This is a genomic window from Paenibacillus rhizoryzae, from assembly GCF_059686995.1.
On sequence record NZ_JCAALT010000003.1, the window covers coordinates 165,786 to 190,846 of the forward strand.

The window sequence follows — 25,061 nt, forward strand, 5'->3', positions numbered from 1 at the left end:
GGATCGCTGTGACTATGGGCAAGATGTAAGAAGCCCTCGACAGCATTTTCGCTGATCTTTTTCGTTTGTTGGCAGAAGGATGAGAGGAAGCTGGATATGAAGTATTATTTTGACCACTGTGCTTCGACGCCGCCGCATGAAGAAGTCATTCGCACGATGGCGGAAGTAATGGCGAAACATTATGCAAATCCGTCGTCGCTTCACAGAAGCGGACAAGAAGCGGGGAATTTACTGGAGCGTGCAAGAGGTGCCATTGCTTCGCTATTTCCGGCTACAGATGCGAAGGAATGGATATTTACCTCCAGCGGGACGGAGAGCAACAACATCGCCGTTATGGGAGCGGCCAGGGGTGGAAAGAAACGCGGGAAGCATTTAATTACAACGGCTGTGGAACATCCATCCGTTTATGAAGCCTTCAAAGCGCTTGAACGCGAAGGATTCCAAGTGACCTATTTACCGGTTGATTCGCTTGGGGTGATATCCGTATCCGAACTTGAAGCAGCGATAACCGATGAAACGATACTGGTAAGCGTCATGCATGTGAATAATGAAGTTGGGGCCGTTCAGCCGATTGAGGAAATCGGCAAGCTGCTGAAACAACACAGAGGCGTACTGTTTCATGTGGACGGGGTGCAAAGCGTCGGTAAATTGACGGTTGATCCGGCAGGCTGGGGCATCGATATGTTCTCGGCATCCGCACATAAAGTGAATGGTCCTCGAGGCGTGGGATTGTTGTATGTACGGCAAGGCTTAACGCTGGAGCCGCTGTTCAGAGGCGGGAGTCAGGAGCGGGAACTTCGTCCGGGCACGGAGAACGTGCCGGCCATTGTTGCTTCCGCAAAGGCGTTCCGTCTTGCCGTGGAGAGCAGCCCCGCAAGAGCTGAGCGCATGTACAAGCTCAGAGAACAGCTTATAGCATGCATCAAGGATATACCTGAGCTGCTTATTAACGGCAGCACCGAGTGTAAGCCTGGCAGCTGCGCAGCGCCTCATATCGTGCATTTCTCATACCCCGGCATGAAGCCGGAGGTTATGATTCATATGTTGGAGAAGCAGGAGATAATGGCATCGACCAAATCGGCTTGCTCGTCCAAGAGCGATGAGCCAAGCCGCGTACTGCAAGCCATGAAGGTTTCATATGAAAGCGCAGTGAGCGGAATCCGCATGAGTTTCGGGGATGAACATGGTGCGGCGGAGCTGGACTGGCTTTGCCGGAAGCTGCGTTTGGTCGTTCAGCAGCTAAAGCCGCTCGAGAGGAAGGGGTAAACCGATTATGAATCCGGATATGATCCTAATTCGTTTCGGCGAATTTACGATGAAAGGCAAGAACCGGGACCGTTTCGACAAACGAATGGTTGAGCAAGTGAGACGAGCGGTAGCCGGCTATGTTCGCGCTGAAATTGCGCGGACATATGGAAGAATTTATATCACATTAAATGGTGAACCGTATGAAGAAATTGCTGCAAAGCTTAAGGATATTTTCGGAATTGCTACCTTCAGTCCGATTCGGAAAGTAGCTAACGAATTGGAAGCCATTCGTGCTGCCGCACTGGAAGTGATGCGTGCGCTTCCGGCGCAGCCTGCGACATTCAAAGTTTCCACAAAGCGGGTAGAGAAGCAGTTTCCACATGATACGCAAGAGATGAACCATTTGGTCGGCGGCCATGTGCTGCGCGAAACCCCTGGTTTGAAAGTGAATGTAAGAGAACCTGAGGTTGAGCTTCGCGTGGAAATTCAACCGGAAGGCACCTATGTCTTCAGCAGCGTCGTACAAGCCGCAGGAGGCTTTCCTTACGGCACGAACGGCAAAGCGGTGCTGTTGCTCTCCGGAGGAATTGACAGCCCTGTAGCGGGCTATCTGGCGATGAGACAAGGTCTGGAGATCGAGGCGGTTCATTTTCACAGCTACCCGTTCACCAGCGATAAAGCAAAGGAGAAAGTAATCGACCTAGTCAGACGATTGTCACATTACAGCGGAGTGCCGATCAAGCTTCATTTGGTCTCGTTTACGGATATCCAAACGGCACTGGCGCAGTCCGGACAAGATCCGCTCATCATTACGCTGATGCGCCGCTCGATGCTTCGTATCGCAGAATTGATTGCCGAACAGGTCAGTGCATTCGGCATCGTATCCGGCGACAGCTTAGGACAAGTCGCTAGCCAGACGCTTGGCAGCATGAATGTAATCGGCCGGTCCACGCAGCTGCCGCTGCTCAGACCGCTCATTACAATGGACAAGAATGAAATTATTCGAATCGCTCGTCAGATCGAGACGTTCGAGACGTCGATTCTGCCTTATGAGGATTGCTGTACGTTATTTGTGCCAAGATCACCGAGCACCAACCCGAATCTGGCAATAGTCGAGAAAACCGAGCAGGCAATTGACGGACTGGATGCGATGATCGCGGAGGCTGTAGCGAGCGTGGAAGTTATGCGTATAACGCCGGAAGTGCGAAGTGCTGTTCAGACAGCAGGCGAGGATCGCTGGTTCTAAACAAAAAAGCAGGGAGCCCCAAATTAATGGGTTTCCCTGCTTTTTTCCATTCCGGATGCTTGTTTGCGCGAAGCGTTTTTCCAAAGACCGGCTACGATAATGACAATGACGATCAGAATCAAAAATGACCATTCAAACGCGGGATTGCTCTTGAAGAATTCTTCCAATTTAATTTCATGTGTAATCATCTTGGCAGCCGTGTAAGCCAGCACGCCGGAACCGACATAAACTATCCACGGGATCTTGTTGATCAGCTTAATAAACAGCGTACTGCCCCATACAACGATTGGAATACTGATGATCAGTCCAAGCAGAACAAGTGCTACACTGCCGTGAGCTGCACCTGCGACAGCAATGACGTTGTCTAAACCCATTGCTGCGTCGGCTATAATGATGGTACGAACGGATTGCCACAATGTGTTGCCTGCTGTGATATTGTCATGTGCTTCATTATCAACCAGCAGCTTGTAGGCGATCCATAGCAGCAGAATGCCGCCTGCCAGCATGAGCCACGGAACATTTAGCAAATATACAACTAATGTGGTAGCAATGGCCCGAATACCGACGGCACCGACTGTCCCCCATATGACGGCTTTCTTTTGCTGTTCCTTAGGCAGTTTTCGAGCTGCCAGCCCGATTACGATGGCATTATCACCGGCAAGAATGAGGTCGATAAAGACGATTGTAACCAGTGCAGATAGGAATTCAAGCGATAAAATGTCCATTGACTTCCTGTCCTCCTTTTCTTAAGAGCGCTATGATGTTTATCGTTGTTACGTTCGAAATCGAAGAAGGATTCAAAAATTGATAAACATAAGCTGTCCACTTGGGACATACACGTTCATAGACGAGTGCTTTCCGTACTTAATAGGAAACTCGCATCGCAAAAAGGACGGCAAAAGCCGTTTCTTCTTGAGGGGGCGTAATTTTGTGGACAGCTTAATCATTTTCGTTCAAATTATGTTTATCAATTTGCTCTTGAGCGGTGACAATGCCGTAGTGATCGCTCTGGCAAGCCAGCAGCTCCCGAAAGCCCAGCGGCGCCAGGCTGTTGTGTGGGGCGCTGCTGCGGCCGTACTGCTGCGCTGTTTATTGACGCTGATTGCGCTGACGCTGCTGCAAGTACCGTATCTTCAGGCAGTTGGCAGTATCTTGTTGTTCATGATTGCGATAAAGCTGGTAACGGACGCTTCGGCACATGCAGAGGAATACCACAACATGCGCAAGGTAACCTCGCTTTCCAGTGCGATCCGTACCATCGTGATCGCTGATTTTATTATGAGTTTGGACAACGTCCTTGCCATTGCCGCAGTGGCGGAAGGAGAGCCCGTACTTATTCTTCTCGGGATTGCCCTTAGCATACCTATGATTATTTGGGGGAGTCAGCTGCTTAGTACCATGATCCGTAAATTTCCGTCATTTGTTTACATCGGAGGGGGATTACTCGGTTATGCGGCCGGTGAAATGCTGGTTCACGATCCAGCGATTCACCCTTTATTTTCGAATGAATTATCCGTTCTGTTAAAGGCCATTCCGGTTCTTTGCATCCCTTTGGTCATTATTGTGGCATTGCTGCGAATAAAAAGATAAGGTAAACTATATTTTTAGAGTAAATATAGCAGTAACACTGGTTTTTTGCCTGCTGTTCCAGTACACTAGTAGATGTTAAAAAAGTGCCAAAGAGAAAGGAACATAGGCATGTCGAAAAACCAATACACCATCGGTCTTCTTTTTTTGATCGTAGGTGCTGTTATTTTACTCGGAAAGCTTGGACTGTTTGCGTTTATCGGCACAAACTTCTGGCCGCTTTTCGTTCTGATTCCCGGCATATTGCTGCACGTGCTGTTTTTTGGACGACTGCTTCCTCCGATTGTTCTGATCCCGGGAGCTATTCTGACAATTGACGCCTTTATTTTTTTCTTTTGCATTGCGTTCGGATGGAGCAACATGCACTACTTATGGCCTTTATTTATCTTGGGGGTTTCCATCGGTTTATACGAATATCATTTGTTTGATACGTACCATCCGAAGTTTCCACGAACGCTTGCCATTATCCTTGCTCTTGTTTCAGCGTCGTTTTTTGGCATCATGCTGGTGTGGGGCTGGGGTTTATACCTCATTGCCATTGCATTTATCGCGCTTGGTGCTTGGCTCGTTGCGGGACGTAAAGCTCGCTGGTAAAGGTTCAATTGTTTAACACGTTTGACGCAAGCCCGCACACAGCAGACTAATAAATAAAAAAAAGTTGGAGTGGATTCTTAACATGCAAGTCAGAGAGAACATCAGGAATATCGCAATTATTGCGCACGTTGACCATGGTAAAACTACGCTAGTCGACAAATTGCTTCAACAATCCGGCACGTTCCGCGACAATGAAACGGTTCAAGAACGCGCAATGGATTCCAATGATTTGGAACGGGAACGCGGTATCACCATTTTGGCGAAGAACACAGCTGTTAACTACAAGGAATATCTAATCAACATCGTGGATACTCCTGGACATGCCGATTTCGGCGGCGAAGTAGAGCGTATTATGAAAATGGTTGACGGCGTTCTTCTTGTCGTTGACGCGTTCGAAGGCTGTATGCCACAAACGAAATTCGTACTTCGCAAAGCACTGGAAAGCAATTTGACTCCGATTGTTGTTTTGAACAAAATCGACCGTCCGAATGCCAGCCCAGAGCAAGTTGTCGACGAAGTATTGGATCTGTTCATCGAGCTTGGTGCCAGTGACGAGCAGCTTGAGTTCCCAGTTGTCTATGCATCTGCATTGATGGGAACAGCTAGCTTGGATGTTGACAAACAAGATGAGAACATGCAGGCGCTTTATGAGACTATCATCGAGCAAATTCCAGCTCCGACAGAAAGCGTAGACGAGCCGCTTCAATTCCTCGTTACGCTGCTTGATTACAACGAATACTTGGGCCGTATCGCAGTTGGCCGCGTAAACCGCGGTATCATCCGTCAAGGCCAATCCGTCGCAGTTATTAACCGCGATGGCGTGACGAAACAAGCTCGCATCGAGAAGCTGTTCGGCTTCCAAGGTCTGAAGCGCGTCGAAGTCGAAGAAGCAGGCGCAGGCGATATCGTTGCCATTGCCGGTATTCGTGAAATCAACATCGGTGAAACCATTGCAGATCCTGCTAACCCAGAGGCTTTGCCGGTTCTGAAAATCGATGAGCCGACACTGCAAATGACATTCCTCGTTAACAATAGTCCGTTCGCAGGCCGCGAAGGCAAATGGGTAACTTCCCGTAAGCTTCGTGAGCGTCTGTTCAAAGAGCTTGAAACAGACGTGGCTCTTCGTGTTGACGAAACAGACAGCCCGGATGCATTTGTCGTTTCCGGCCGCGGTGAGCTTCACCTTGGTATCCTGATCGAGAACATGCGCCGTGAAGGCTTCGAGCTTCAAGTTTCCAAACCGGAAGTTATCATCAAAGAAATCAACGGTCAGAAAAACGAGCCTTATGAGCGTTTGCTTATCGACGTACCGGAAGAAAGCACTGGCGCGGTAATGGAGAGCCTTGGCTCGCGTAAAGCCGAAATGGTCAACATGATCAATAACGGTACAGGTCAAGTGCGTATTGAGTTCATCATTCCAGCACGCGGATTGATCGGATACCGTACGAACTTCTTGACCCTGACTCGCGGCTACGGCATTATGAACCATGCCTTTGACAGCTATGGTCCTCTTGCAGGCGCATCTGTTGGCGGCCGCCATCAAGGCGTTCTGATCTCCAGCGAGAATGGCGTAACGACTTTCTACGGCATGATGGGCGTAGAAGATCGCGGCGTTCTGTTCATGGAGCCGGGTACAGATGTATACGAAGGTATGATTGTCGGCGAGCATAACCGCGACAACGACATTATCGTCAATATCTGTAAAGAGAAAGCACTGACAAACGTTCGTTCTGCTGGTAAAGACGACACGGTTCGTTTGAAAACACCGATCTTGTTCTCCCTTGAACAAGCGCTGGAATATTTGAACGATGATGAATATTGCGAAGTGACCCCGAAGTCGATCCGTCTTCGTAAGAAGCTTCTCAATAAGAGCGAGCGCGAGCGCGCTGAGAAACAACGTAAAACAGCTCAAGCTGGCGTTTAAGAAGTATACGATCGCCATTGATGGTAGTAGATGACAGGCAGGGCTTGCAGCGTCCTCTTCAAAGGAAGAGTTCGTTGTTGCCCTGCCGTTTCTCGTCCCTGACCTAATGGAAGTCATTTCAAGTAAATCAGGAGGTAGAAGCATCATGCAGAACTGGTTTCATGCTCATCCGATTTTGACCTATCTCATCATTCTGGCTTTAACCATTTATATTTTTAACGCCGTATTTCGCGTACAACGTTTGCCGATTCTAAAAGAAGTACTTGTGCATCTCGTTATGGCCGTGGGCTCATTCGTGCTGTTCGTGCTGCAATTTGATAAACTGCCCATTATTCAATGCATGTCCGTTGCCGTATTTATGATGGCGCTGCTTCGCGGCAGACAGTTGTATGACAAAATCAAAGCAAAACGCGGTGGTAGCAGCACGGATACGGGAGGGGCTTAACTTGCGGTTTGAGGATGCCTTGTTCAATTGGCTTCAAATTCAGCTGGTAGCAGATGCAAGACCGGAAGATCGTGCTGCAGTAGACACCCGGGATTTCTTCCTTGAGATTCTAACGGAGGATCACGGCATATCGAATCTGCACATACATACGGTAGATGACACGATGATCCATTTGAGGTATGACAAGGAAGGCAAGAGCAAGCTGCAAATGTTTCCCCGCGAATCCGGTGAGCAGCTCCTTCAAGATATTAACGAGAATCCGAAATATAACTGACGAAGGTGGAAGTCATGACTAGGGAATCCGATTTGCCTCCACGTAAGGGCAAGAAGAGATATTGGCTGCGCCGGATGATGGTTCTGTTTCTGGCCTTATTGATTGGTGTTGCGGGATATCTTGGCTATTTGTATAAGGTTTCGAAGGACGTGCTGGGTGAAATCACGACGGATGCCGATCCGACGGTTACGGTCTCGGCGAATCAGTCGGTTAAAGTGAAACCGGTAACGATTATGCTGCTTGGCGTAGATACACGGAAGGAAACCGGCAGTTTAAATACCGATGTTATGATGATTGCGACGTTTAATCCGAATACGAAGTCAGCAGTTGTCGTGTCCATTCCGCGAGATTCCAAAATTGAGCTGTCCGGTTACAATAGCCGTAAAGCAAATGCGTACTATTCGAGATTCCTCGCAGGTGCAAGAAGCGACGGATTGAAGGGCAAAGACGCGGAGCGGCAAGCGAAGCAGGATTTGCGTAAAATGTTCAGCAAATATTTCGATATTCCGATCGACTATACGGCAACGATCAACTTTCAAGGCTTCGTTGATGTCGTAGACGCGCTTGGCGGCGTCGATGTAGATGTGGACATGGACATGCGTTATGTCGACACGGCTGACGGAACGAACATCGATCTGAAGAAAGGCCCTCAGAACCTGAAGGGGGATGATGCGCTTGATTTCGTCCGTTACCGCAAATCCAACGACGGTACGAACATGTCCAGCGACTTTGACCGCAATCGTCGTGAAAGCCAGGTGCTCGGCGAAATCGCGGATAAGCTTAAATCCTTCTCCAGCGTGCCTAAGATAGCTAACGTTATTAAGGCAGTAGGCAACAATATGCGCATGGATATTCCGAGTAACGAAGTGGAAAATATGATGAAAACTTACTTCGGGATCAGCAAAAGCGATATCACCTTCATCCCGCTCGTAGGAGAGTGGCACTCGCCATATGTTCGCCTGGATGAAGCCAAACTTCAAGAAGCGAAATCGGCACTGGCGTCCAAATTGGCGGAATGAATGTGGTAGTACGACGTATGCTATGTTATAATAAAACCATCGAAGCACTGACACAATAGGCAAGGAGGACTGCGGATGACTGAACTTGTCACCGTACTTACTGACGAGCTGCTAAGTGGCCTGGAGAAAGAACCGTTTGTACTGTTGCACACGATTGATGCAGACAGCGGAACTCCGACTTCAAGCGTAATATCGTGGGTTTATGCGGTCAACCGCTCCACACTGCGTTTCGCCATTGACGGCCGTTCGCGCCTAACGGTGAATATGACTTCGAAAGTGGATGTAAGCGTTACTGTGTTTGCGCCGGGTACTGTTCAAACGATCTACGGCACGGCACGGCTTGTAACTGAAGCGCTTGAGGACGTGCCATTCAAACTGGTATGCTTCGATATCGACATTGCTTCGGTTCGCGATGCGATGTTTTACGGCGCACGCTTGTCCGCAAGACCTGAATATGAGAAAACTTACGACAGAAGAGCCGCAGACAAACTGGATGGACAGGTGTTTGCTGCCATGAAGAAAGCCTAGTGAGGAATCACTAGGCTTTTTGTGTTCTTATACCGACTCTCACGGTGCCGGTGTCTTCGTAAGTCTAAAGCTTTTGACTCATTTTTTGCTTATCAGTCTTAGCGTGATCCGGTTGCTCCGGTTGGATATCTCTCGGCACTTGAGGGACGATCCGCCCTATGATGTCGGCCATCTCTTCGGCAAATCCGGCAATGGGTCTGCCGCGCTTCATGTCGGCCTGTACTTCTTTCAGCCGAGTCCCAATGTCGATATCGGCCGTTACGATGGCGTCAATACCATAGGGATCTTTACGGAATGCTTCCGCGACCGCATATTTAATCGTGCCAACTCGGGATCGTTCCAAATTTCCTGCCACATCGATGCCAACGATCGCTGTATTTTTAAACACGACACAGTGAGCGGCCTTCACGCCGGGTACATGCCGCGCCAGATCCTCAAGATGAGCTGCGACTTGTTTAGGGCTGCTGATTTGCTTCTTCTGCGGAGCGCTCTGCTGTGCGCGAACGCGATTATCATTTTGTGGAGAGGGTGATGTCTCATTGCGGGCGACAGTATTACAGCCTGTTGCCAGCAAGCAAAGGATCATAGCGGGCACCAGCCACTTTCTCATATTCGCCACCTGACCTTTCTAGAGTCTGCAAAGTTTGTTCAAGCATAGTTTGCCTAGATGAAGGCCGCGCTATGTACGCCTTTGAACGAAATTCCAACGCCAGGAGGGCTCACGATGAAAAAGATATTCGTGCTCGACACCAATGTACTCTTACATGATCCGCAAGCGATCTTCGCTTTTGATGACAATGAGGTCATTATTCCCGCGGTGGTGTTGGAAGAAATTGATTCAAAGAAAAGATTGGCCGATGAGCTTGGCCGCAATGCGCGGCATGTTTCCCGGCTGCTCGACCAAATGCGGCTGACGGGCCGGCTGCATGAAGGAATTGAACTTGATAACGGGGGCGTTCTCAAGGTAGAACTGAATCATCGCAGCTTTATGCGTGTACAGGAAATGTTCGGCGAAATGTCTAACGACAATCGAATCCTTGCGGTAGCGCTCAATTATCATCTCGAAGAGCAGGACAAAGGGGACCCGCGTCCTGTCATTATCGTCAGTAAAGATGTACTCGTCCGCATTAAAGCGGATGTGCTGGGGCTTGAAGCTCAAGATTATTTATCCGATCAGGTGGTAGCGCCATCGGATGTGTATGCGGGTTATTTAACCCTTAAAGTGCATCCTTCGGTCATTGATGAATTTTATACGTACCGTTTTCTTACGATCAAGAACTTGCTGCTGAATACTCGGCTGCACCCGAATGAATTTGTCATCCTGCGGGATGAAATGGGGACATCTAAATCCGCACTGCTCAAAGTGAGCCAAGACGGAGCGAGGCTGGAGCCGCTGTATCTGAGCAATGATCCGGTGTGGGGGATTACCGCCCGCAATGCGCAGCAGCGCATGGCACTGGAGCTGCTGCTTAGCGACGACATACCGCTCGTGACGCTGACCGGTAAAGCCGGCACAGGCAAGACGCTGCTGGCGCTTGCTGCAGGTCTGATGAAGGTGGAGGATGAGCACAAATACAAGAAGCTGCTGATCGCAAGGCCGGTCGTTCCAATGGGGAAGGATATCGGGTATTTACCGGGTGAGAAGGATGAGAAGCTGCGTCCGTGGATGCAGCCGATTTATGATAATTTGGAATATTTGTTTGATACGAAGAAGTCGGGCGATATTGATAAAATATTAATGGGACTCGGCAGCATTCAAGTAGAGGCGCTCACCTATATTCGGGGGCGTTCGATACCGGGGCAATTCATTATCATCGATGAAGCGCAAAACTTGACTCGGCATGAGGTGAAGACCATTGTATCGCGTGTCGGAGAAGGGAGCAAGATCGTCCTGATGGGCGATCCGGAGCAGATCGACCATCCTTATCTGGACTCCATTAGCAATGGCCTTACGCATATCGTGGAGCGCTTTAAGCAAGAAAGCGTCAGCGGCCATATGACGCTGGAGAAAGGCGAGCGTTCGAGACTCGCCCAACTAGCTGCGGATCTGCTCTAATCGGATTCCGATGCTTCCAGCACAGTTGTTGAGCAGCAGCGGTAGGCGCGTGCAATCCCCTCAATAAGTGCAACCTGATGACGGTCAATGGCGAGCAGCCGGCGGCCGTCATTTTGCATCAGGTGGGCAAGGGCATGCTCGTCCGCTTGTTCTGCGGCTGAAGCAGGCTCAGCATCTGGCGCCGTGCCCGGGATCAAGCAAACAATCGATGCGAGCTCCAAGTTGAGATAACGATTATTTGATTCCGTAATGAGCCCATAATCCGTAAAGGTGCGGCCATTAAGCGACCATGTCTCATCAAGCTGGGCCCATTGTCCATGCTCGCAGCTTACTTTAAATCGCGTGGCGGCAAACGCTTCAATAGCATCCGCGTCTGCTAGGCTGTTGACGAGAAGCAGCGTGTCATCGCGATCCAGCAAGGTAAACGGCGATTCGGCCAATTCTTGCAGCATTTGCACAAAGTGTTCCGGCAGCATACCTTTCGGTAATTGCATGTCAACGCTATAAATCGGCTGCATGGTCTCTACCTCCTTGCAAGGGGAGTTTTCACCAAGTATGACGGATTCTGCAGCGCGAATCAATTTGAAATTCCGTGGACCAGCTGCAATTGACAGGCGACAAAAAAGCGCTTTCTTGCTAAAATAAAGATTAGCTAAAATTTAGCGTTAGAGGTGAGAGTTTGTCTCCGACAAACTCCCTATTAGCGTTAGAGGTGAGAGTTTGTCTCCGACAAACTCCCTATTAGCGTTAGAAGTGAGAGTTTGTCTCCGACAAACTCCCTATTAGCGTTAGAAGTGAGAGTTTGTCTCCGACAAACTCCCTATTAGAGGAGGGACACGGTGTCACGCAGAAAATATGTCATGCTGCTGCTGTGCGTATTTACGATTTGTGCTGCGCTGCTTGTTCCCATGTTCGGTAAGCCGGGATCGCCGGTCACTCACTCAGATGACGATCAATTATCGACTGACAAACCTCAGGTCGTAGATGGGGATGAGCAGGATCGGAAGACGATTTCAATTGCAGTCTCGATGGACGAGGCTGAATACCAATATTGGCAAGGCGAGAATGAGCACTTTGAGTTATCCCATCCTCGAATCAGCATTCAAATGACGAATATACATAACGAAGATGCTGATGAGGCAAGGAAGAAAGCATCGGAGAAAGGCGAACCTTTCGATCTGATGCTGTTAGACAATGATCGCGTACGAGAATTTGCCGTACAAGGGTTTCTGCTCCCCGTCGACGATATTGTTTCCGGAGATACGGCTGCCGATCAAATGGAAGCGCTAACAAGTATTGTGAAGTGGAATGGCTCGCTGTGGGGTGTTCCTCTTGACTGTAATCCATTGCTTGTAGTTTGGCAGAAAAATCTGCTGAAGGCTGCCGGCCTGATTGCCCCGCCTAAAGATCTCGAAGCATTTAAGGCTGCTGTCACGACCTTAGTTGCAACGAACCCACAGCTCAGTCCGTTTAACCTCAACACGGCTGACGCGAAGGAAATGGCTGCTTGGATGGGGATGTTTAGGGAGAACAGCGAGGCGGCTGCCAATCTGTCTCCATTCACCATCACGCAGAAGGAACAGCTTTATTTTGCCGCCGAATATGCTGCAAAGTTGTACAGGCTAGCACCTGTTCAGCAGAAGAATCAGCTGCTCGGAGCATTTGGTGCCGGAACGCTGATGTCTGCGATCATGCCGTGGACGCTCTTCAAATCCTTAACGGATGAGGAGAGAGAGCTGCTGTCGGTTGGCACATCGATAAGCTCTGTTGTCCGCACGAATGGAAGAAGTTTTGTCATGCTGGCAGAAACAGAACGGGTGAGCGAAGCCAGTGCGTACATTACGGAAATGACCTCCACAGAAGCGCAGTTGGATCACTATCAATCGCTTGGGCGGTTGCCTTCGCGTATTTCGGGAATGACAAATGAATTTGAATATAACGATATCGATCAAAGGCCGCCGCACTACCTTGTCAGTATGCTGAGCCGGGCATCCGTAACGCCTGATCCTTCCTGGAGGGAAAGATGGGAACGCTGGTCGAAGCTGCTTGTCATACTTGGCGGGAACAAGACCGAACTCGCACCAGAGTTGGCTAGTAAATTTATATCCCTATGGAACGAGGAGCCGGAACAACCAAAAGGCGGTGCCGAAGCACCGCCTGAGGAGCCATCAAAGACTGATGGTAAGCTTAATCAATAGCTTGCCATCTTCTACGGAGACCGATTTGGTTTTGAGGAAGGATACGATTTTGGAAGGATAGAAGCCGAGATCGAATTCTTTCTCGAGTGCTGCTCTTGTCGTGTCCGGCAGCTCCAAGCCGTTAAAAATAAGCGAATCGACATGAAATAAGATGGAGCCGTCCTTCTCCAAGGAATAATGACCTGTTAATTGCACTTCCATGTTGTCGCGTTTGCCGGTTACGATGACTTTGTCCGATTTGAAGACGAAGGAGAAATTGTCGAACAGCTCGTTTTGCTCTCGCAGGAAAGCATTAAGTTTATCGTCCGGGATAGAGAGGGAGTAATTGAAGCCGTCAATTTCAAGCATGTCTTTATTGTTTTGCACCCAAGCCGGCATTTTCTTCATCGCTTTGGACAGCGCACTGAAGTACCGTTTTACCTCTAACAATCCGACATTCTGCCAGTAGTCCGTAAATTCATTAATGAGCAGCTTGAGTTTGTCTGCATCGGATCGGCCGCTTAACGAGGAGTCGACATCTTGCTGAAGTGCCATAACTCGGTTTCGCTGCGTAGTGAGACGTTCTTCGACTTCTGTAAGTTGTTCCGACTGCGTATCGAGCTTGCTGATGCTTTTCTTCAGTTCTCGATATTGCTTCACGTACGAGTTGAGCGTAAGCTTGTCATTAGTAAAGATAAGGTCGAAAAAATCAAGCAGCTGCAGCAGTTCTGATAAATTGTGCGAAGACACAAGCGCCGTCAGGAAAATATCCCGTTCACCGGTGTAGTAGGCGCGAAGCACTTTCCCTGCCTCTTCGCGTTTCTTCTCGATCGTTTGTTCTTGGCTTGCCAGCTTTAATTTGGAATCATCCAGCTGCGCAAGGATCGACTGCTGCTGTTCTTTCACGCGTGCAATTTCTTTGTCAATTTCAACGACGGAGAGGCTTTTCTCCAGTATCGCTCGGACCTCTTCATCCTTCGGGGTTGCAGGGTCGGCAAATACGGGGAAAATAGTTAGCCACACTGCGAGCGCGCAAACGGCGAACGCCGCAATCCGGCGGCGTATCGTTCCTTTCACGAAGGGCTCCCCTTTCTTTCATCTTCACACATTGCATGCACTACTATATGCATGTACCAATTCTATTATATCTGTAAGCACTAATTTTGTCCTTGATTTGGAGGGGGATTGCATGAGCAGAAACGGCGGGCGGTTGCCCTTGTTAATTGGGGAGCAAATCGCACGGAGCGAGCTGAAGGGACGGGATTCTGTACGCGCCCAAGAGACTGCCGAAGTCAGCTGTATCTCGTTCCATGATTATATGGCCCTGTGTTTATATGACGAGAAGGAAGGCTATTATCGCTCGGGGAAAATACGAGTGGGCAAGAAAGGCGACTTTTATACGAGCTCTGCGATCGGCTCCATAATGGGAGAGAAGCTGGCAAGCTGTGCAGCCTCGTTAATCGGAGACCGTGGGGAGTCAGCGCCTGTTAGGATAATGGAATGGGGGGCAGGTACCGGGCTGCTCTCCCAGCAAATGATTGCAGCATGGTCCACTTCAGGGCATTCGTGGCTCTCTCAAGCGGAGCACGTTATTGTGGACAGCAATCCTGTGCATCTACAGGAGGCACATTCGAGGCTGGAGCAAGCAGCAGCGGACCTGGATCGTTCAGAATCGCCGCGGCCGCAGTTGCGTTACATGACGCCGGAAGAAGCGAATAAAGCATTGCTGGATGCAAACGACAGGGGGACCTCATCGTCTTCTTCGTCGCCGGCGACTTATTCGATCATGATTGCCAATGAGCTGCTGGATGCATTTCCGGTACATCGAGTCGTCTTAAAGGATGGTCAGCTCTGGGAGCTTGGCGTTGCAGCTAGGAACGACAACGAAGATGGAGAAGCATTTCGCTATGTCTACACACCTTTAACTGATGAACGGATTGCAGAAGTACTGAAACGGGATGGAATCGCCTTGCGGGAAGGGCAGATTACCGAGGTAAACCTCGCTGCCGAGCGGTGGATTACAGAACTTAGCGGCATGATAAAACATGGGGCACTCCTTCTCGTGGACTACGGTCACGAAGCGCAAGAATTAACGGCATCGCATCGAATGCAAGGAACGCTGCTGTGCTATAAGGATCATGTGGCGCATGACCGGCCCTTCAGCGCTCCCGGAGAACAGGACATCACCTCGCACGTCAATTTCACGGCTTGCAGACACGCAGCCGAACAGTCGGGCTGGCAAGTGCAGTATTATGATACGCAGAAGCAATTTCTCCTCGATCAAGGCTTGCTGCAGGACCTTGTCGCACATGATGGGACGAATCCGTTCGGTGAAGCAGCAAGACGCAATCGTTCCATCCGCCAGCTGCTGCTGAGCGATAATATGAGCGAGTCGTTTAAAGTGATGGTGCTGCTCAAAGGCGAATAGTGCGGCGAAACGAAAAAAGGCTGTTCCGGAGATGGTATCCCATCTTCTCGGAGCAGCCTTTTGGCTATTTGTGTATGTCAGAAGGTCCGTTATTAGAATGGGTTCCCCATTACAAATACGGTCCAATACGTGAAGCTGACGAACGAGATAAACATGTATCCCCAGAACATCAACATATAGGTTCTTTCGGAAAAGTTCAAATAGCCTAACAGGACAAACACGACGGTTTGAATAAAGAACAAGAGTGCCATCTCGGTCATATGTCCTGCAAACGCCATAAGCGCGATTACAAGCGTCCAGAAACCGAGCACTCGGAACATGCGTGCCATGATTTCATCCCCCTTCTCGTCAGTCTCGACCCGATTACTATTGCCCATTATAACGTTTCAGGTAACATGTGTAAACTGTTTCACTCGTGACGAATTGGCAAACTTTTTGCCTCCTTTTCACGCTCTGATACAAGTTTGCTTCAAATTACGAAAAAACATGTATGAGCCGTCAAAAAAATGGATATACAAATTAGTATCCGATAGATTCTATGAACTCTACCAAGGGCATAGAGATAAAGTAAGCGCCTAATGTTAGGAGGTTTTGGTTGCATGACAGCAGTCAGACAAGATGCCTGGAGCCCGGATGACGATCTCATCCTAGCCGAAGTGACGCTGCGGCATATCCGCGAGGGAAGCACGCAGTTGGCCGCTTTTGAGGAAGTAGGAGAGCGGATCGGCCGGACATCGGCCGCATGCGGATTCCGCTGGAACAGTTGTGTCCGCAAACGCTATGAAGATGCGATACAAATTGCGAAGCAGCAGCGCCAGAAGCGGAACTATATGAAAAAACAAACGTACGTTGCAACACCTCATGTATCCGCGATCAGCATGCTCGACACAGAAGAACGTACGTACAAGAACGATCCGTTGACGGAAGAATCGCTATCAATTGATACCGTTATCCGATTTCTGCGGCAATGGAAAGGTACTTATCAAGAGCTTAATCGCCAGATCAAGACGCTTGAACGCGATCTGCGCGAGAAAGATGAAGAATTGTTCACCTTACGCGAGCTGAATGAAAGATTATCGCTTGAAGTCAACAATGCCCAAACGGATTATCGTGCGGTCAATGACGACTACAAAACGCTCATTCAAATTATGGACCGTGCACGCCGCTTGACCGTGCTGACAGAAGAAGATGAGGCAAAACCTCGCTTCAAAATGGATGCGAACGGTAACTTGGAACGAATCGAATAGCCGGCTTGTTTGACTGAAGGGCCGCTCTCCAAAATCTCTCCGAACCTGCTATGGGTGCGGCGGGATTTTTTAGTTTGCTTCTGTTACGATAAGTTTAATCAGGCGGAAGAAGAAATGAGGCAAAGCAGTGAGAATGATCATCGTGGGAGCGGGAGCGCTCGGACTTTTATATGGGGCAAGGCTGGCGGAAGCCGGAACGGAGGTTATCCTTCTGACTCGCTCGGAAGAGCAGGCGAAGCGGCTGCGTGAGGAAGGTATCCGGTTGACCAAACGGGATGGCATGGAGTGTCAGGTGAGTGTACAGGCTTCGACGATCGATACCTATGTTCCAGATGGACTACGTCAAGAGGATTGGATCTGGCTCACCGTCAAGCAAGTGCATTTGGATGCGCGGTTGCTGCAGCAGGTGGGGCGTTTGGCTGCCCACGGTTGTTCGATCCTGGCGCTTCAGAATGGGATAGGGCATCTGGATTTGCTGCGCACGGTATGTCCCGAGGAGCAGATGAATGCTGCTATTACGACAGAAGGCGCAATGCGAATCGACGAACATTCCGTTCACCATACAGGAAGCGGGACGATAACCTTCGGCAGTTGGCTGAAAAACGAAGAAAAAGCGAGCAAACCTCAAAAAATGTTGTTAAAAGCGCTGAATGGGGCAGGAATTGAAGGCAAACTGTCGAATGAGATGGAGACTGTTGTTTACAGGAAATTACTGATCAATGCCGTCATCAATCCGCTAACCGGCATATTCGGTGTCCGGAATGGGGAGCTCCCGTCCGATCCAAGCCGGTTGCGCTGGATGAAGGCTTTGCATGAAGAGAGCGAGTACATTCTCGTTCGATCCGGAATGGTGAAGGATGCGCATAGCTGGGATCAGCTGCTTCATATTTGTGAAGCTACCGCAGGGAATCAATCTTCCATGCTGCGAGATGTACTGGCAGGACGTTCAACGGAGATCGATTGGATCAACGGCGGCATCGTGTCGCTTGCAAGAACCATTCAAGCTCCTGCTCCGATGAATGAAGCCGTACTGACGCTTATTAAAACACTCCAAACGAACTAATGACCGTAGAGAGGGGCGAACCGAGGATGCAGTGGATTTGGGAAAGCATCAAGAACGTCTACGCTTTTCTAGCTGTTCTTCCGATCATACCGTTTCTACTCGTTTATTTTGGTTATGGAGCTTTCACCGGCGATAAGAAGAGAGCGTTCAGCACCGCTATGGATGTCACTACCGCGCTATTAATTGGCTGTGTGGCCGTATTGTTTAATAAAATTTTTCATAGTTCCTTTGGAATATACGGAATCTTACTTCTTCTGCTCCTTGGCGGCGGTTTGCTCGGCAACGTGCAATATCGGTTGAAAGGCAATATCAACATGCGCCGCATTATGCGCGCAATCTGGCGGCTCGGCTTCTTTCTAATGAGTCTATGTTACGTCATACTGATGTGTATCGGCATCGGGAAGAGTTTTTTTAACGTGTAATCGTTGTTCATAGATCAATATAGATTCGAGGATCACTCTCCATTCACGGAGGGTGGTTTTTTTTTGACGGTGCGCTTTACGTTGTGTACAATGAATGAGAAAAACTGCACTTATCCTAGAGGTGTTACTTACAAGGAAGAAAGGTAGAGACTGTCCATGAAAATCGATACGGTTCAGCTGCCTTTCGGACAGCCTGTCACCGAAGCTTATATACATCGAAGCCACCCCGGCGTAGAGGCGCTGTTCGGCAGCCACGCGGCAGAAAATATGCACTGGAAACGCAGGATGAACTGGCTTTCTGAGAATGCGGATAAGCGCACAGAGGCCCAGCTTCTTGGCGATACGCTCCAAACGTACAATACGCGTTATAACAGCAACGCTGCGGTTATGGCGAATATCGAAGCAATCCGCTCGGGAGCGCCGGTCGTTGTGACCGGTCAGCAAGCTGGGCTGTGGACAGGCCCGCTGCTCGTCATCCATAAAGCGGTTACGGCGATTTCAGCTGCGAAGGAAGCATCGGCTCGGCTGGGTTCGGTTGTTGTGCCGGTGTTCTGGATTGCCGGTGAGGACCATGACTTCGATGAAGTTAATCACGCCTATGTGCGAGGAGAAGCGGCGTTGACCCGATTGGCTGTCCAGAGACCCAGAGGTGCCCGCACCGCCGTCAGCAGGACGAAGATCGCACAGGAAACGTTCACGGAAGCAGTTCAACTGCTTAGCGCGGCATTGCCGGACGCATCCTTTAAGCCGGAGCTCCTAGAGAAACTGAGCCTATTCGCGAAACAATCCGAGACCTTGTCCGATTTGTTCGCTTATTTGCTTGGTTGGCTGTTCGGCAGCCAAGGCCTAATTCTGCTTGATGCGGATGATATCGGCGTTCGGAAGCTGGAAGCGCCGATGTTCGGACAAATGCTGGCACGCAACGATGAGCTGGAGTCGGCTTACTTCCGCAGTGCAAGCCAGCTGCAGGAGCTCGGATTCTCGCCTTCCGCGGATGTTACGCAGGGGAGTGCGAACCTGTTTCTCTTTGACGAGGAAGAACGGATATTGCTACACAAGCATGATGGCCGGTTTCGGAATCGGAAAGGATCGAAATCATGGTCCATCGAGGAGTTGCAGGCATGGGCAGACGGCGATCCGCAGCGGTTCAGCAACAATGTACTGACGAGGCCGATCATGCAGGACTATGTGCTGCCTGTTCTGGCTGTTGTTCTCGGTCCAGGCGAGATCGCATATTGGTCGCTAACCGGTGAGGCGTTCAAGGTTTTAGGCATGGAGATGCCGATTGTTGTGCCGCGGATGTCCTTCTCGCTGATCGAGGACAAAACGTCCAAGTATATGTCCAAGTATGGATTGTCTTTCGAGGAAGTGGCTTACCGATTTAAGACATGCAGAGAAGCATGGCTTAAGGAGCGGGATGAAACCGGCATTGAAGGCGGTTTTGCCGCTGCCCTAGCAGGTATTGAAGCCCTATATGAGCCCATAAAGGCTTTAACCGTTTCGGTTGAGAATGGTTTGGGAGAATTGACGGATCAGAATCTGCTTCGAATCAAGGATCAAATCTCGTATCTTCAGAAGCGGACAATGGATGCGCATGCCAAAAAGTTCGGAGCCGCACTTCGTCAATTGGACTGGATTGCCCTTTCATTGTGGCCGGAGGGCAAGCCTCAGGAACGTGTACTGAATGCGATGGAATTCTATAATCAGTATGGAAGATCGTGGATCGACAAACTGCTGGAGATCCCCTATGATCAGCGGAACGGCCATCATTTGATTTCGATTTAAGGCAAGGATCAACAACGAGCATGTAGAAGAAGAGAGGGTGCTGAAGAACAATGACCGTTAATGCGAAGCAAAACAGTATCGTGCGTGATATGGCGCTTGCGCCGGAAGGACATTTGAAAATTGATTGGGTTGCAGCCCATATGCCGGTACTTAACCGTATTCGTGAGCAATTCGAGAAGGAGCAGCCGTTCAAAGGATTGAAGGTTGCGATCTCCCTCCACTTGGAAGCCAAAACAGCCTACTTGGCTAAAGTTGTTCAAGCAGGCGGTGCAGAAGTAACGATTACGGGCAGCAACCCGCTGTCCACGCAAGATGATGTATGTGCGGCGCTCGTTGAAGACGGCATCACTGTATTTGCCAAATACAATCCGGAGCCTGCTGAATACAAGTCATTGCTTATCAAAGCACTTGAAACGAAGCCTGACCTCATTATTGACGACGGCGGCGATTTCGTTTCGATCCTCCACGCGGAACGCCCTGACCTTATGGAGAATATTCGCGGCGGCGCAGAAGAAACGACGACAGGTATCCTGCGTCTGAAAGCGATGGAGAAGGATGGTTCGCTCAACTTCCCGATGGTTGCCGTTAATGACGCGTTCTGTAAATATTTGTTCGATAACCGTTACGGCACAGGCCAATCGGTATTTGACGGTATTAACCGGACGACTAACCTTGTCGTAGCAGGCAAAACAGTTGTTGTTGCTGGTTATGGCTGGTGCGGTAAAGGGGTAGCGATGCGTGCGAAAGGTCTTGGCGCGCAAGTTATCGTAACAGAGATCGATGCGATTCGCGCCGTTGAGGCGTACATGGACGGATTCACTGTCCTTCCGATGATTGAAGCTGCGAAGCTTGGGGATTTCTTCGTTACGGTAACGGGTAACAAAGATGTCATTCGCGGCGAGCATTATGAAGTCATGAAGAATGGTGCGCTCCTGTCCAACGCAGGCCACTTTGATGTTGAAGTGAACAAACCTGAGCTAGAGGCACTTTCCAACGGTAAGCGTGTAGTGCGCCGCAACATTGAAGAGTACCAATTGAAAGATGGCCGCAGCATTTACTTGCTGGCTGAAGGCCGCTTGGTCAACCTCGCTGCAGGCGATGGCCACCCAGCCGAAATTATGGATATGACGTTCGCTCTGCAAGCGATGTCGCTTAAATATGTGAACGACAACTATAACAGCATCGGCAAGAAAGTTGTAAACGTGCCTTACGCGCTGGATGAGCAAGTAGCTCGTTACAAGCTTGAAGCAATCGGAACGGGCATCGATAAACTCTCCGATGAACAGAAAGCTTATCTCGACAGCTGGCAAGAGCATTAATACAACGTAGTAAATACAAGACGCGTGAACTCGTGTTCCTTATGGAACCGGTTCATGCGTCTTTTTTCTCCCACAATATGCAACATCTACCTTTCTGCCAACGTTTGATAGGTAGGTCGACCATATTAAAGAAAAGCGGGGGTTGTATCATGAGCATGCTTCATGGCGTAGGCGCAACAAAAAAGAGAAGCGTCCGATGGTTATTGCTGGTTAGCATTGTGGTCATGGTATGGATGCTGGCAGGTTGTTCTGCGGGCAACAGTAATTCAAACGATGCGAAGAGCGACGGGTACGCAGGCAGTAGTGCAACCACAAACAGCGCCGCGATGAACACGGAGATGGCAGCGCCGCCGATGGCAGACGGGGACGTAGCCACGAGCAATTCTTCTTCGAATGCGAGTACTACGGACACAGCCAGCAGTGAGGAGGCGCCTGCAGCCGGACTGAGTGATGCCAGCAGCAACATTCCGGATGGCGAATCCAGCTTCACACGCAAAATCATTTATAAAGCGTCTGTGAACATGGAGGTTGAAGACTATGGCAAGGCTCAAACCTCTCTAAGGAATTTGATTCATTTGTCTGGCGGCTATCTGCTCTCCTTCTCGGATAAGAAAACTACCTCCGAGCTTGGCGGTACCTACACGATTAAAGTGCCGGCTGCCGGCTTTGATACCTTCATCAGCGAGCTGGAGAAGATCAAACACGAAGGCTTCGAGAGCAGCGCGCAAGGGACTGATGTGACGGAAGAATACGTCGATATGGAGGCAAGGCTGAAGGCTCGTCAAGTGGTAGAGGCTAGATTGACAGCTTTCATGGAGAAAGCGACGAAGACGACGGATCTGCTGCAAATTTCGAACCAGCTCGGTGAAGTGCAAACCGAGATCGAGCGGATTAAAGGACGTATTCGCTATTTGGACAAAAATGTGGAATACTCCACCATTGATCTTAGGATGTATCAAGTGCTGGAGCCTGTTACGACCAAAGAAGAAGAGAATCCAGGGTTTCTGAATCGAATTTCGGATGCTATGTCCGGCAGCACGAATGTGGTATACGCGTTCATTCAAGGCGTATTTATCTTCATTGCCGGTGCATTACCGGTTCTGGCTTTGGTGGCAATCGTAGGTATTCCTGCTTATATGGCATACCGAAGCAACCGGCGTAAACGTAATTCACATCCGGCGGCGAGCACGAAAAATATCCCGGTGCCTGAGGCTCCGGAACCAGTTAAAGAAGATTCAGAAGCTTAGAAGATCCAATAGGCAAACCGAAGAGCTGCATCACATGTCCCCGGCGACGTGTGGTGTCAGCTCTTTTTGCCGTGTCTGGCTGCTGCCGGCAGCACGCTGGAGAGCAAAAGTTATGGCGGTTTTCCTGGCGATCGCAGAGCGTTCCTCCTCGGAAGCTTCCAAGAAGGTTGGATTGCGGAATAGAGCAGTCAGTGCTTCCTCGCTGGCAGCTGCAGCTTCTTCCTCACTGCGGAGTAAATAGTGTGATACTTGATAACAAAGCAGCTCGACCTTGCGAAGAAGGTTGATTTTATAGGTCAAGGCGGAAGTGCCGGTCATAGGCAGGCCCCCTTATGTATGATTCATCCAGCATTTCTTTTCTAGTGTACACGATCCAAAGCACTAAAAAGTTTCAAAATCGTAACAAGGTTAATCCCATAAATTATTTTATTAAATCCTGCTTAAGGAGCAGGATTTCAAGTGGCGGTGGCGAATAGTTCAACCTAAGTGGTAGAAAGTGGGGTTAAGTGGAGGATTCGGGGGAAGGGGTGGAGCGGTTCAATGTTTATGGGCGAATATCAACATAGCATTGACGAGAAAGGCCGCATCATTATCCCGGCTAAATTCCGCGAACAACTTGGCGACCACTTTGTTGTCACTCGAGGACTTGATAACTGTTTGTTTGTTTATCCGCAGAGCGAGTGGAGCTTGCTCGAACAGAAGCTGAAATCGCTGCCCATGATGAAGTCAGATGCACGTGCGTTCTCCCGTTTTTTCTTCTCCGGGGCAACGGAATGCGAGCTCGATAAACAGGGAAGGGTAAACTTACCGAATACGCTGTGCGAATATGCCAAGCTGGACAAGGACTGTATTGTGCTGGGCGTTTCGAACCGTGTAGAGATCTGGAGCAAACCGATCTGGGAGAGCTATTTCAAGCAATCCGAAGAGACCTTCAATGATATTGCAGAGAAGCTTGTTGATTTTGATTTTAATTTTTAGCTCGCTTGCCGAATCATTTAGGTGGTGCGAGGGGTTTAGAGCAGGGAGGATTACAGCATGTTTCAACACATCACGGTATTGAAAGAAGAAGCAGTAGATGGACTTGCCATTAAACCGGACGGCATCTACGTCGATTGTACACTCGGAGGAGCCGGCCACAGCGAGCTTATCGCATCAAGGCTTGGACCCCAAGGAAGACTTATTGCATTGGATCAGGACGACTGGGCACTCGACAACGCGCGTGTCAGACTGTCCGCTTACATGGACCGCGTCACATTGGTGAAAAGTAACTTTCGATATTTAGCGCATGTTCTGAAGGATTTAGGCATTTCCGGCGTAGACGGCGTATTATTCGATCTTGGCGTTTCCAGTCCGCAGCTTGATGAAGGCGAACGCGGCTTTAGCTACAATCACGATGCGCCGCTCGATATGCGGATGGATCAAGACGGTATGCTGACAGCAGATGATATTGTCAATACATGGGATGAACGAGAAATCTCCCGTATTATTACGAACTACGGTGAAGAGCGGTTTGCCAGATCCATTGCCCGCAAGATCATCGCAGCCAGAGAGCAGAAGCGAGTCGAAACAACCGGCGAGCTGGTCGAAATTATTAAATCCGGCATACCAGCCGCTGCAAGGCGGACTGGCCCGCATCCTGCGAAACGTACGTTTCAAGCGCTGCGCATTGCGGTTAACGATGAGCTTGGTGCTGAAGAGGAAGGTCTTGAACAGACGATAGACGTATTGAATGCCGGAGGCAGAGCTTCAGTCATTACGTTTCATTCCTTGGAAGACCGTATTTGCAAGCAGTTGTTTGCGAAATTTGTTGAAAAATGCACCTGTCCAACCGACTTTCCGATGTGTGTTTGCGGCGGAGGGGGCAAGCTGAAGCTTGTGAATCGCAAGCCGATTCTGCCAAGCGAAGAGGAATTGGAACAGAACCCAAGATCACGTTCAGCGAAGCTTCGCGTTGCCGAGAAATTGTAACCGCATAGAAGACAACACACCATAGATGATGAGGTAGTAGTAACAGAGAAGGGGAGAGGGTACCGCAATGGCATATGTGAATGGGAATCTAGCGCTGCAGCCAAAACGAAAGACGGAGCCGCGGCCGCAGTTCCGCGAAACCAAAAAAGTTGTAATCAAACGCAAGTCGCTGCCGGTGCAGGAGAAGCTGCTGTACATGTTTACGATTCTCGTTTGTGTAATTGTAGCCGGCGTCGTTATTTTCCGATATGCACAAATCTACCAGATGGAGCTTCAAATCAAGCAATTGACAAAGCAGCATGCGCAGCTGACCGAGCAGGTAGCATTCTTGAAATCGGAATACGAGAAAGCGAACGACCCGAAGAATATTAGGGATCTTGCAGAGAAGTACGGATACACTTATCCAGAAGACGACTCCTCCCTAATTAAAGTAAATGCGGCTACTGAAACGACTGTCGCGAGCAGTAAGGAATAGGTGAACAGT

General features: G+C 49.6%; 27 protein-coding genes. 21 read left to right on the forward strand and 6 right to left on the reverse strand.

Annotation, left to right across the window (positions count from 1 at the left end; translation table 11 throughout):
- The first annotated feature begins 96 nt into the window (after positions 1–96).
- Complete coding sequence (locus AC6ESO_RS09525; RefSeq protein WP_497091190.1) at positions 97–1,266, forward strand: cysteine desulfurase family protein; 1,170 nt, start codon at positions 97–99, stop codon at positions 1,264–1,266.
- A 7-nt stretch (positions 1,267–1,273) separates the two neighbouring features.
- Positions 1,274–2,494: a tRNA uracil 4-sulfurtransferase ThiI gene (gene thiI / locus AC6ESO_RS09530; RefSeq protein ID WP_497091191.1), complete on the forward strand. Its 1,221-nt coding sequence runs from the start codon at positions 1,274–1,276 to the stop codon at positions 2,492–2,494.
- Between the two features lie 23 nt (positions 2,495–2,517).
- Here thiI and AC6ESO_RS09535 read toward each other — a convergent pair whose 3' ends face one another.
- Entirely contained in the window at positions 2,518–3,219 is a 702-nt protein-coding gene (locus AC6ESO_RS09535) for a YjbE family putative metal transport protein (protein WP_494818735.1), read from the reverse strand.
- Positions 3,220–3,424: 205 nt separating this feature from the next.
- Between AC6ESO_RS09535 and AC6ESO_RS09540 the strand changes: the two genes are divergently transcribed.
- The 7 genes from AC6ESO_RS09540 to AC6ESO_RS09570 all read left to right on the forward strand — a co-directional run bounded on the left by AC6ESO_RS09540 (position 3,425) and on the right by AC6ESO_RS09570 (position 8,865).
- Positions 3,425–4,084, forward strand: coding sequence for a YjbE family putative metal transport protein (locus tag AC6ESO_RS09540; protein WP_494818736.1), 660 nt, complete (start codon positions 3,425–3,427; stop codon positions 4,082–4,084).
- Positions 4,085–4,192: 108 nt separating this feature from the next.
- Positions 4,193–4,675 (forward strand): hypothetical protein, encoded by a 483-nt coding sequence (locus tag AC6ESO_RS09545; protein WP_497091192.1) that lies wholly within the window; start codon positions 4,193–4,195, stop codon positions 4,673–4,675.
- An 82-nt stretch (positions 4,676–4,757) separates the two neighbouring features.
- Entirely contained in the window at positions 4,758–6,599 is a 1,842-nt protein-coding gene (gene typA / locus AC6ESO_RS09550; RefSeq protein WP_494818738.1) for a translational GTPase TypA, read from the forward strand.
- Positions 6,600–6,744: 145 nt separating this feature from the next.
- Positions 6,745–7,044, forward strand: a complete 300-nt coding sequence (locus tag AC6ESO_RS09555) for a YlaH-like family protein (protein WP_497091193.1) — start codon at positions 6,745–6,747, stop codon at positions 7,042–7,044.
- A gap of 1 nt (position 7,045) precedes the next feature.
- Positions 7,046–7,318, forward strand: coding sequence for a hypothetical protein (locus tag AC6ESO_RS09560; RefSeq protein ID WP_497091194.1), 273 nt, complete (start codon positions 7,046–7,048; stop codon positions 7,316–7,318).
- Positions 7,319–7,332: 14 nt separating this feature from the next.
- Complete coding sequence (locus AC6ESO_RS09565; RefSeq protein WP_494818741.1) at positions 7,333–8,337, forward strand: LCP family glycopolymer transferase; 1,005 nt, start codon at positions 7,333–7,335, stop codon at positions 8,335–8,337.
- A 75-nt stretch (positions 8,338–8,412) separates the two neighbouring features.
- Positions 8,413–8,865 (forward strand): pyridoxamine 5'-phosphate oxidase family protein, encoded by a 453-nt coding sequence (locus AC6ESO_RS09570; protein ID WP_494818742.1) that lies wholly within the window; start codon positions 8,413–8,415, stop codon positions 8,863–8,865.
- Positions 8,866–8,929: 64 nt separating this feature from the next.
- On the opposite strand, the gene AC6ESO_RS09575 is transcribed toward AC6ESO_RS09570, so the two are convergent.
- Positions 8,930–9,475, reverse strand: a complete 546-nt coding sequence (locus tag AC6ESO_RS09575; protein ID WP_497091195.1) for a YhcN/YlaJ family sporulation lipoprotein — start codon at positions 9,473–9,475, stop codon at positions 8,930–8,932.
- Between the two features lie 114 nt (positions 9,476–9,589).
- Here AC6ESO_RS09575 and AC6ESO_RS09580 point away from each other — a divergent pair, with 114 nt between their 5' ends.
- Positions 9,590–10,921: a PhoH family protein gene (locus tag AC6ESO_RS09580; RefSeq protein WP_494818744.1), complete on the forward strand. Its 1,332-nt coding sequence runs from the start codon at positions 9,590–9,592 to the stop codon at positions 10,919–10,921.
- Here the strand turns inward: AC6ESO_RS09580 and AC6ESO_RS09585 are convergent.
- A complete protein-coding gene (locus AC6ESO_RS09585; protein WP_497091196.1) occupies positions 10,918–11,439 on the reverse strand; it encodes a hypothetical protein in 522 nt (173 codons plus the stop codon). The genes AC6ESO_RS09580 and AC6ESO_RS09585 overlap by 4 nt on opposite strands.
- Before the next feature lie 321 nt (positions 11,440–11,760).
- Between AC6ESO_RS09585 and AC6ESO_RS09590 the strand changes: the two genes are divergently transcribed.
- A complete protein-coding gene (locus tag AC6ESO_RS09590; protein WP_497091197.1) occupies positions 11,761–13,119 on the forward strand; it encodes an ABC transporter substrate-binding protein in 1,359 nt (452 codons plus the stop codon).
- On the opposite strand, the gene AC6ESO_RS09595 is transcribed toward AC6ESO_RS09590, so the two are convergent.
- Positions 13,090–14,175 carry a coiled-coil domain-containing protein gene (locus tag AC6ESO_RS09595; protein WP_497091198.1) on the reverse strand — a complete coding sequence of 362 codons (1,086 nt, stop codon included), beginning with the start codon at positions 14,173–14,175 and terminating at the stop codon, positions 13,090–13,092. The genes AC6ESO_RS09590 and AC6ESO_RS09595 overlap by 30 nt on opposite strands.
- A 112-nt stretch (positions 14,176–14,287) precedes the next feature.
- Here AC6ESO_RS09595 and AC6ESO_RS09600 point away from each other — a divergent pair, with 112 nt between their 5' ends.
- Complete coding sequence (locus tag AC6ESO_RS09600) at positions 14,288–15,526, forward strand: class I SAM-dependent methyltransferase (protein WP_497091199.1); 1,239 nt, start codon at positions 14,288–14,290, stop codon at positions 15,524–15,526.
- Positions 15,527–15,618: 92 nt separating this feature from the next.
- Here AC6ESO_RS09600 and AC6ESO_RS09605 read toward each other — a convergent pair whose 3' ends face one another.
- The gene (locus AC6ESO_RS09605) at positions 15,619–15,855 is read right to left on the reverse strand and encodes a DUF2626 domain-containing protein (protein WP_090979850.1); all 237 of its coding nucleotides are present in this window, start codon (positions 15,853–15,855) and stop codon (positions 15,619–15,621) included.
- 270 nt (positions 15,856–16,125) lie between these two features.
- On the opposite strand from AC6ESO_RS09605, the gene AC6ESO_RS09610 reads away from it, so the two are divergent.
- The 6 genes from AC6ESO_RS09610 (at position 16,126) to AC6ESO_RS09635 (ending at position 22,609) form a co-directional block, all read left to right on the forward strand.
- The gene (locus AC6ESO_RS09610) at positions 16,126–16,773 is read left to right on the forward strand and encodes an RsfA family transcriptional regulator (RefSeq protein ID WP_494818749.1); all 648 of its coding nucleotides are present in this window, start codon (positions 16,126–16,128) and stop codon (positions 16,771–16,773) included.
- Between the two features lie 133 nt (positions 16,774–16,906).
- Positions 16,907–17,836, forward strand: coding sequence for a ketopantoate reductase family protein (locus AC6ESO_RS09615; RefSeq protein WP_497091619.1), 930 nt, complete (start codon positions 16,907–16,909; stop codon positions 17,834–17,836).
- Between the two features lie 26 nt (positions 17,837–17,862).
- Entirely contained in the window at positions 17,863–18,258 is a 396-nt protein-coding gene (locus AC6ESO_RS09620; RefSeq protein ID WP_497091200.1) for a DUF3397 domain-containing protein, read from the forward strand.
- Between the two features lie 156 nt (positions 18,259–18,414).
- The gene (bshC, locus tag AC6ESO_RS09625; RefSeq protein WP_497091201.1) at positions 18,415–20,043 is read left to right on the forward strand and encodes a bacillithiol biosynthesis cysteine-adding enzyme BshC; all 1,629 of its coding nucleotides are present in this window, start codon (positions 18,415–18,417) and stop codon (positions 20,041–20,043) included.
- A gap of 50 nt (positions 20,044–20,093) precedes the next feature.
- Positions 20,094–21,362 carry an adenosylhomocysteinase gene (locus AC6ESO_RS09630; RefSeq protein ID WP_494818752.1) on the forward strand — a complete coding sequence of 423 codons (1,269 nt, stop codon included), beginning with the start codon at positions 20,094–20,096 and terminating at the stop codon, positions 21,360–21,362.
- A gap of 149 nt (positions 21,363–21,511) precedes the next feature.
- On the forward strand, positions 21,512–22,609 hold the full coding sequence (locus AC6ESO_RS09635; RefSeq protein ID WP_497091202.1) for a DUF4349 domain-containing protein: 1,098 nt from the start codon (positions 21,512–21,514) through the stop codon (positions 22,607–22,609).
- Positions 22,610–22,639: 30 nt separating this feature from the next.
- Here the strand turns inward: AC6ESO_RS09635 and AC6ESO_RS09640 are convergent, their stop codons facing one another.
- On the reverse strand, positions 22,640–22,927 hold the full coding sequence (locus AC6ESO_RS09640; RefSeq protein WP_497091203.1) for a hypothetical protein: 288 nt from the start codon (positions 22,925–22,927) through the stop codon (positions 22,640–22,642).
- A 222-nt stretch (positions 22,928–23,149) separates the two neighbouring features.
- On the opposite strand from AC6ESO_RS09640, the gene mraZ reads away from it, so the two are divergent.
- From mraZ to AC6ESO_RS09655, 3 genes are all read left to right on the forward strand, one after another.
- The gene (mraZ, locus tag AC6ESO_RS09645; RefSeq protein ID WP_494818755.1) at positions 23,150–23,587 is read left to right on the forward strand and encodes a division/cell wall cluster transcriptional repressor MraZ; all 438 of its coding nucleotides are present in this window, start codon (positions 23,150–23,152) and stop codon (positions 23,585–23,587) included.
- 57 nt (positions 23,588–23,644) lie between these two features.
- The gene (rsmH, locus tag AC6ESO_RS09650; RefSeq protein ID WP_497091204.1) at positions 23,645–24,577 is read left to right on the forward strand and encodes a 16S rRNA (cytosine(1402)-N(4))-methyltransferase RsmH; all 933 of its coding nucleotides are present in this window, start codon (positions 23,645–23,647) and stop codon (positions 24,575–24,577) included.
- A 67-nt stretch (positions 24,578–24,644) separates the two neighbouring features.
- Positions 24,645–25,052, forward strand: coding sequence for a septum formation initiator family protein (locus tag AC6ESO_RS09655; RefSeq protein ID WP_497091205.1), 408 nt, complete (start codon positions 24,645–24,647; stop codon positions 25,050–25,052).
- Positions 25,053–25,061 lie beyond the last annotated feature (9 nt).

Excerpts from the sequence above, each read along its gene's own strand:
- AC6ESO_RS09525 (WP_497091190.1), top strand. The coding sequence starts at position 97 with ATGAAGTATTATTTTGACCACTGTGCTTCGACGCCGCCGCATGAAGAA.
- thiI (WP_497091191.1), top strand. The coding sequence starts at position 1,274 with ATGAATCCGGATATGATCCTAATTCGTTTCGGCGAATTTACGATGAAA.
- AC6ESO_RS09535 (WP_494818735.1), bottom strand. The coding sequence starts at position 3,219 with ATGGACATTTTATCGCTTGAATTCCTATCTGCACTGGTTACAATCGTC.
- AC6ESO_RS09545 (WP_497091192.1), top strand. The coding sequence starts at position 4,193 with ATGTCGAAAAACCAATACACCATCGGTCTTCTTTTTTTGATCGTAGGT.
- typA (WP_494818738.1), top strand. The coding sequence starts at position 4,758 with ATGCAAGTCAGAGAGAACATCAGGAATATCGCAATTATTGCGCACGTT.
- AC6ESO_RS09555 (WP_497091193.1), top strand. The coding sequence starts at position 6,745 with ATGCAGAACTGGTTTCATGCTCATCCGATTTTGACCTATCTCATCATT.
- AC6ESO_RS09565 (WP_494818741.1), top strand. The coding sequence starts at position 7,333 with ATGACTAGGGAATCCGATTTGCCTCCACGTAAGGGCAAGAAGAGATAT.
- AC6ESO_RS09570 (WP_494818742.1), top strand. The coding sequence starts at position 8,413 with ATGACTGAACTTGTCACCGTACTTACTGACGAGCTGCTAAGTGGCCTG.
- AC6ESO_RS09575 (WP_497091195.1), bottom strand. The coding sequence starts at position 9,475 with ATGAGAAAGTGGCTGGTGCCCGCTATGATCCTTTGCTTGCTGGCAACA.
- AC6ESO_RS09580 (WP_494818744.1), top strand. The coding sequence starts at position 9,590 with ATGAAAAAGATATTCGTGCTCGACACCAATGTACTCTTACATGATCCG.
- AC6ESO_RS09585 (WP_497091196.1), bottom strand. The coding sequence starts at position 11,439 with ATGCAGCCGATTTATAGCGTTGACATGCAATTACCGAAAGGTATGCTG.
- AC6ESO_RS09600 (WP_497091199.1), top strand. The coding sequence starts at position 14,288 with ATGAGCAGAAACGGCGGGCGGTTGCCCTTGTTAATTGGGGAGCAAATC.
- AC6ESO_RS09605 (WP_090979850.1), bottom strand. The coding sequence starts at position 15,855 with ATGGCACGCATGTTCCGAGTGCTCGGTTTCTGGACGCTTGTAATCGCG.
- AC6ESO_RS09610 (WP_494818749.1), top strand. The coding sequence starts at position 16,126 with ATGACAGCAGTCAGACAAGATGCCTGGAGCCCGGATGACGATCTCATC.
- AC6ESO_RS09615 (WP_497091619.1), top strand. The coding sequence starts at position 16,907 with ATGATCATCGTGGGAGCGGGAGCGCTCGGACTTTTATATGGGGCAAGG.
- AC6ESO_RS09620 (WP_497091200.1), top strand. The coding sequence starts at position 17,863 with ATGCAGTGGATTTGGGAAAGCATCAAGAACGTCTACGCTTTTCTAGCT.
- bshC (WP_497091201.1), top strand. The coding sequence starts at position 18,415 with ATGAAAATCGATACGGTTCAGCTGCCTTTCGGACAGCCTGTCACCGAA.
- AC6ESO_RS09630 (WP_494818752.1), top strand. The coding sequence starts at position 20,094 with ATGACCGTTAATGCGAAGCAAAACAGTATCGTGCGTGATATGGCGCTT.
- AC6ESO_RS09635 (WP_497091202.1), top strand. The coding sequence starts at position 21,512 with ATGAGCATGCTTCATGGCGTAGGCGCAACAAAAAAGAGAAGCGTCCGA.
- AC6ESO_RS09640 (WP_497091203.1), bottom strand. The coding sequence starts at position 22,927 with ATGACCGGCACTTCCGCCTTGACCTATAAAATCAACCTTCTTCGCAAG.
- mraZ (WP_494818755.1), top strand. The coding sequence starts at position 23,150 with ATGTTTATGGGCGAATATCAACATAGCATTGACGAGAAAGGCCGCATC.
- rsmH (WP_497091204.1), top strand. The coding sequence starts at position 23,645 with ATGTTTCAACACATCACGGTATTGAAAGAAGAAGCAGTAGATGGACTT.
- AC6ESO_RS09655 (WP_497091205.1), top strand. The coding sequence starts at position 24,645 with ATGGCATATGTGAATGGGAATCTAGCGCTGCAGCCAAAACGAAAGACG.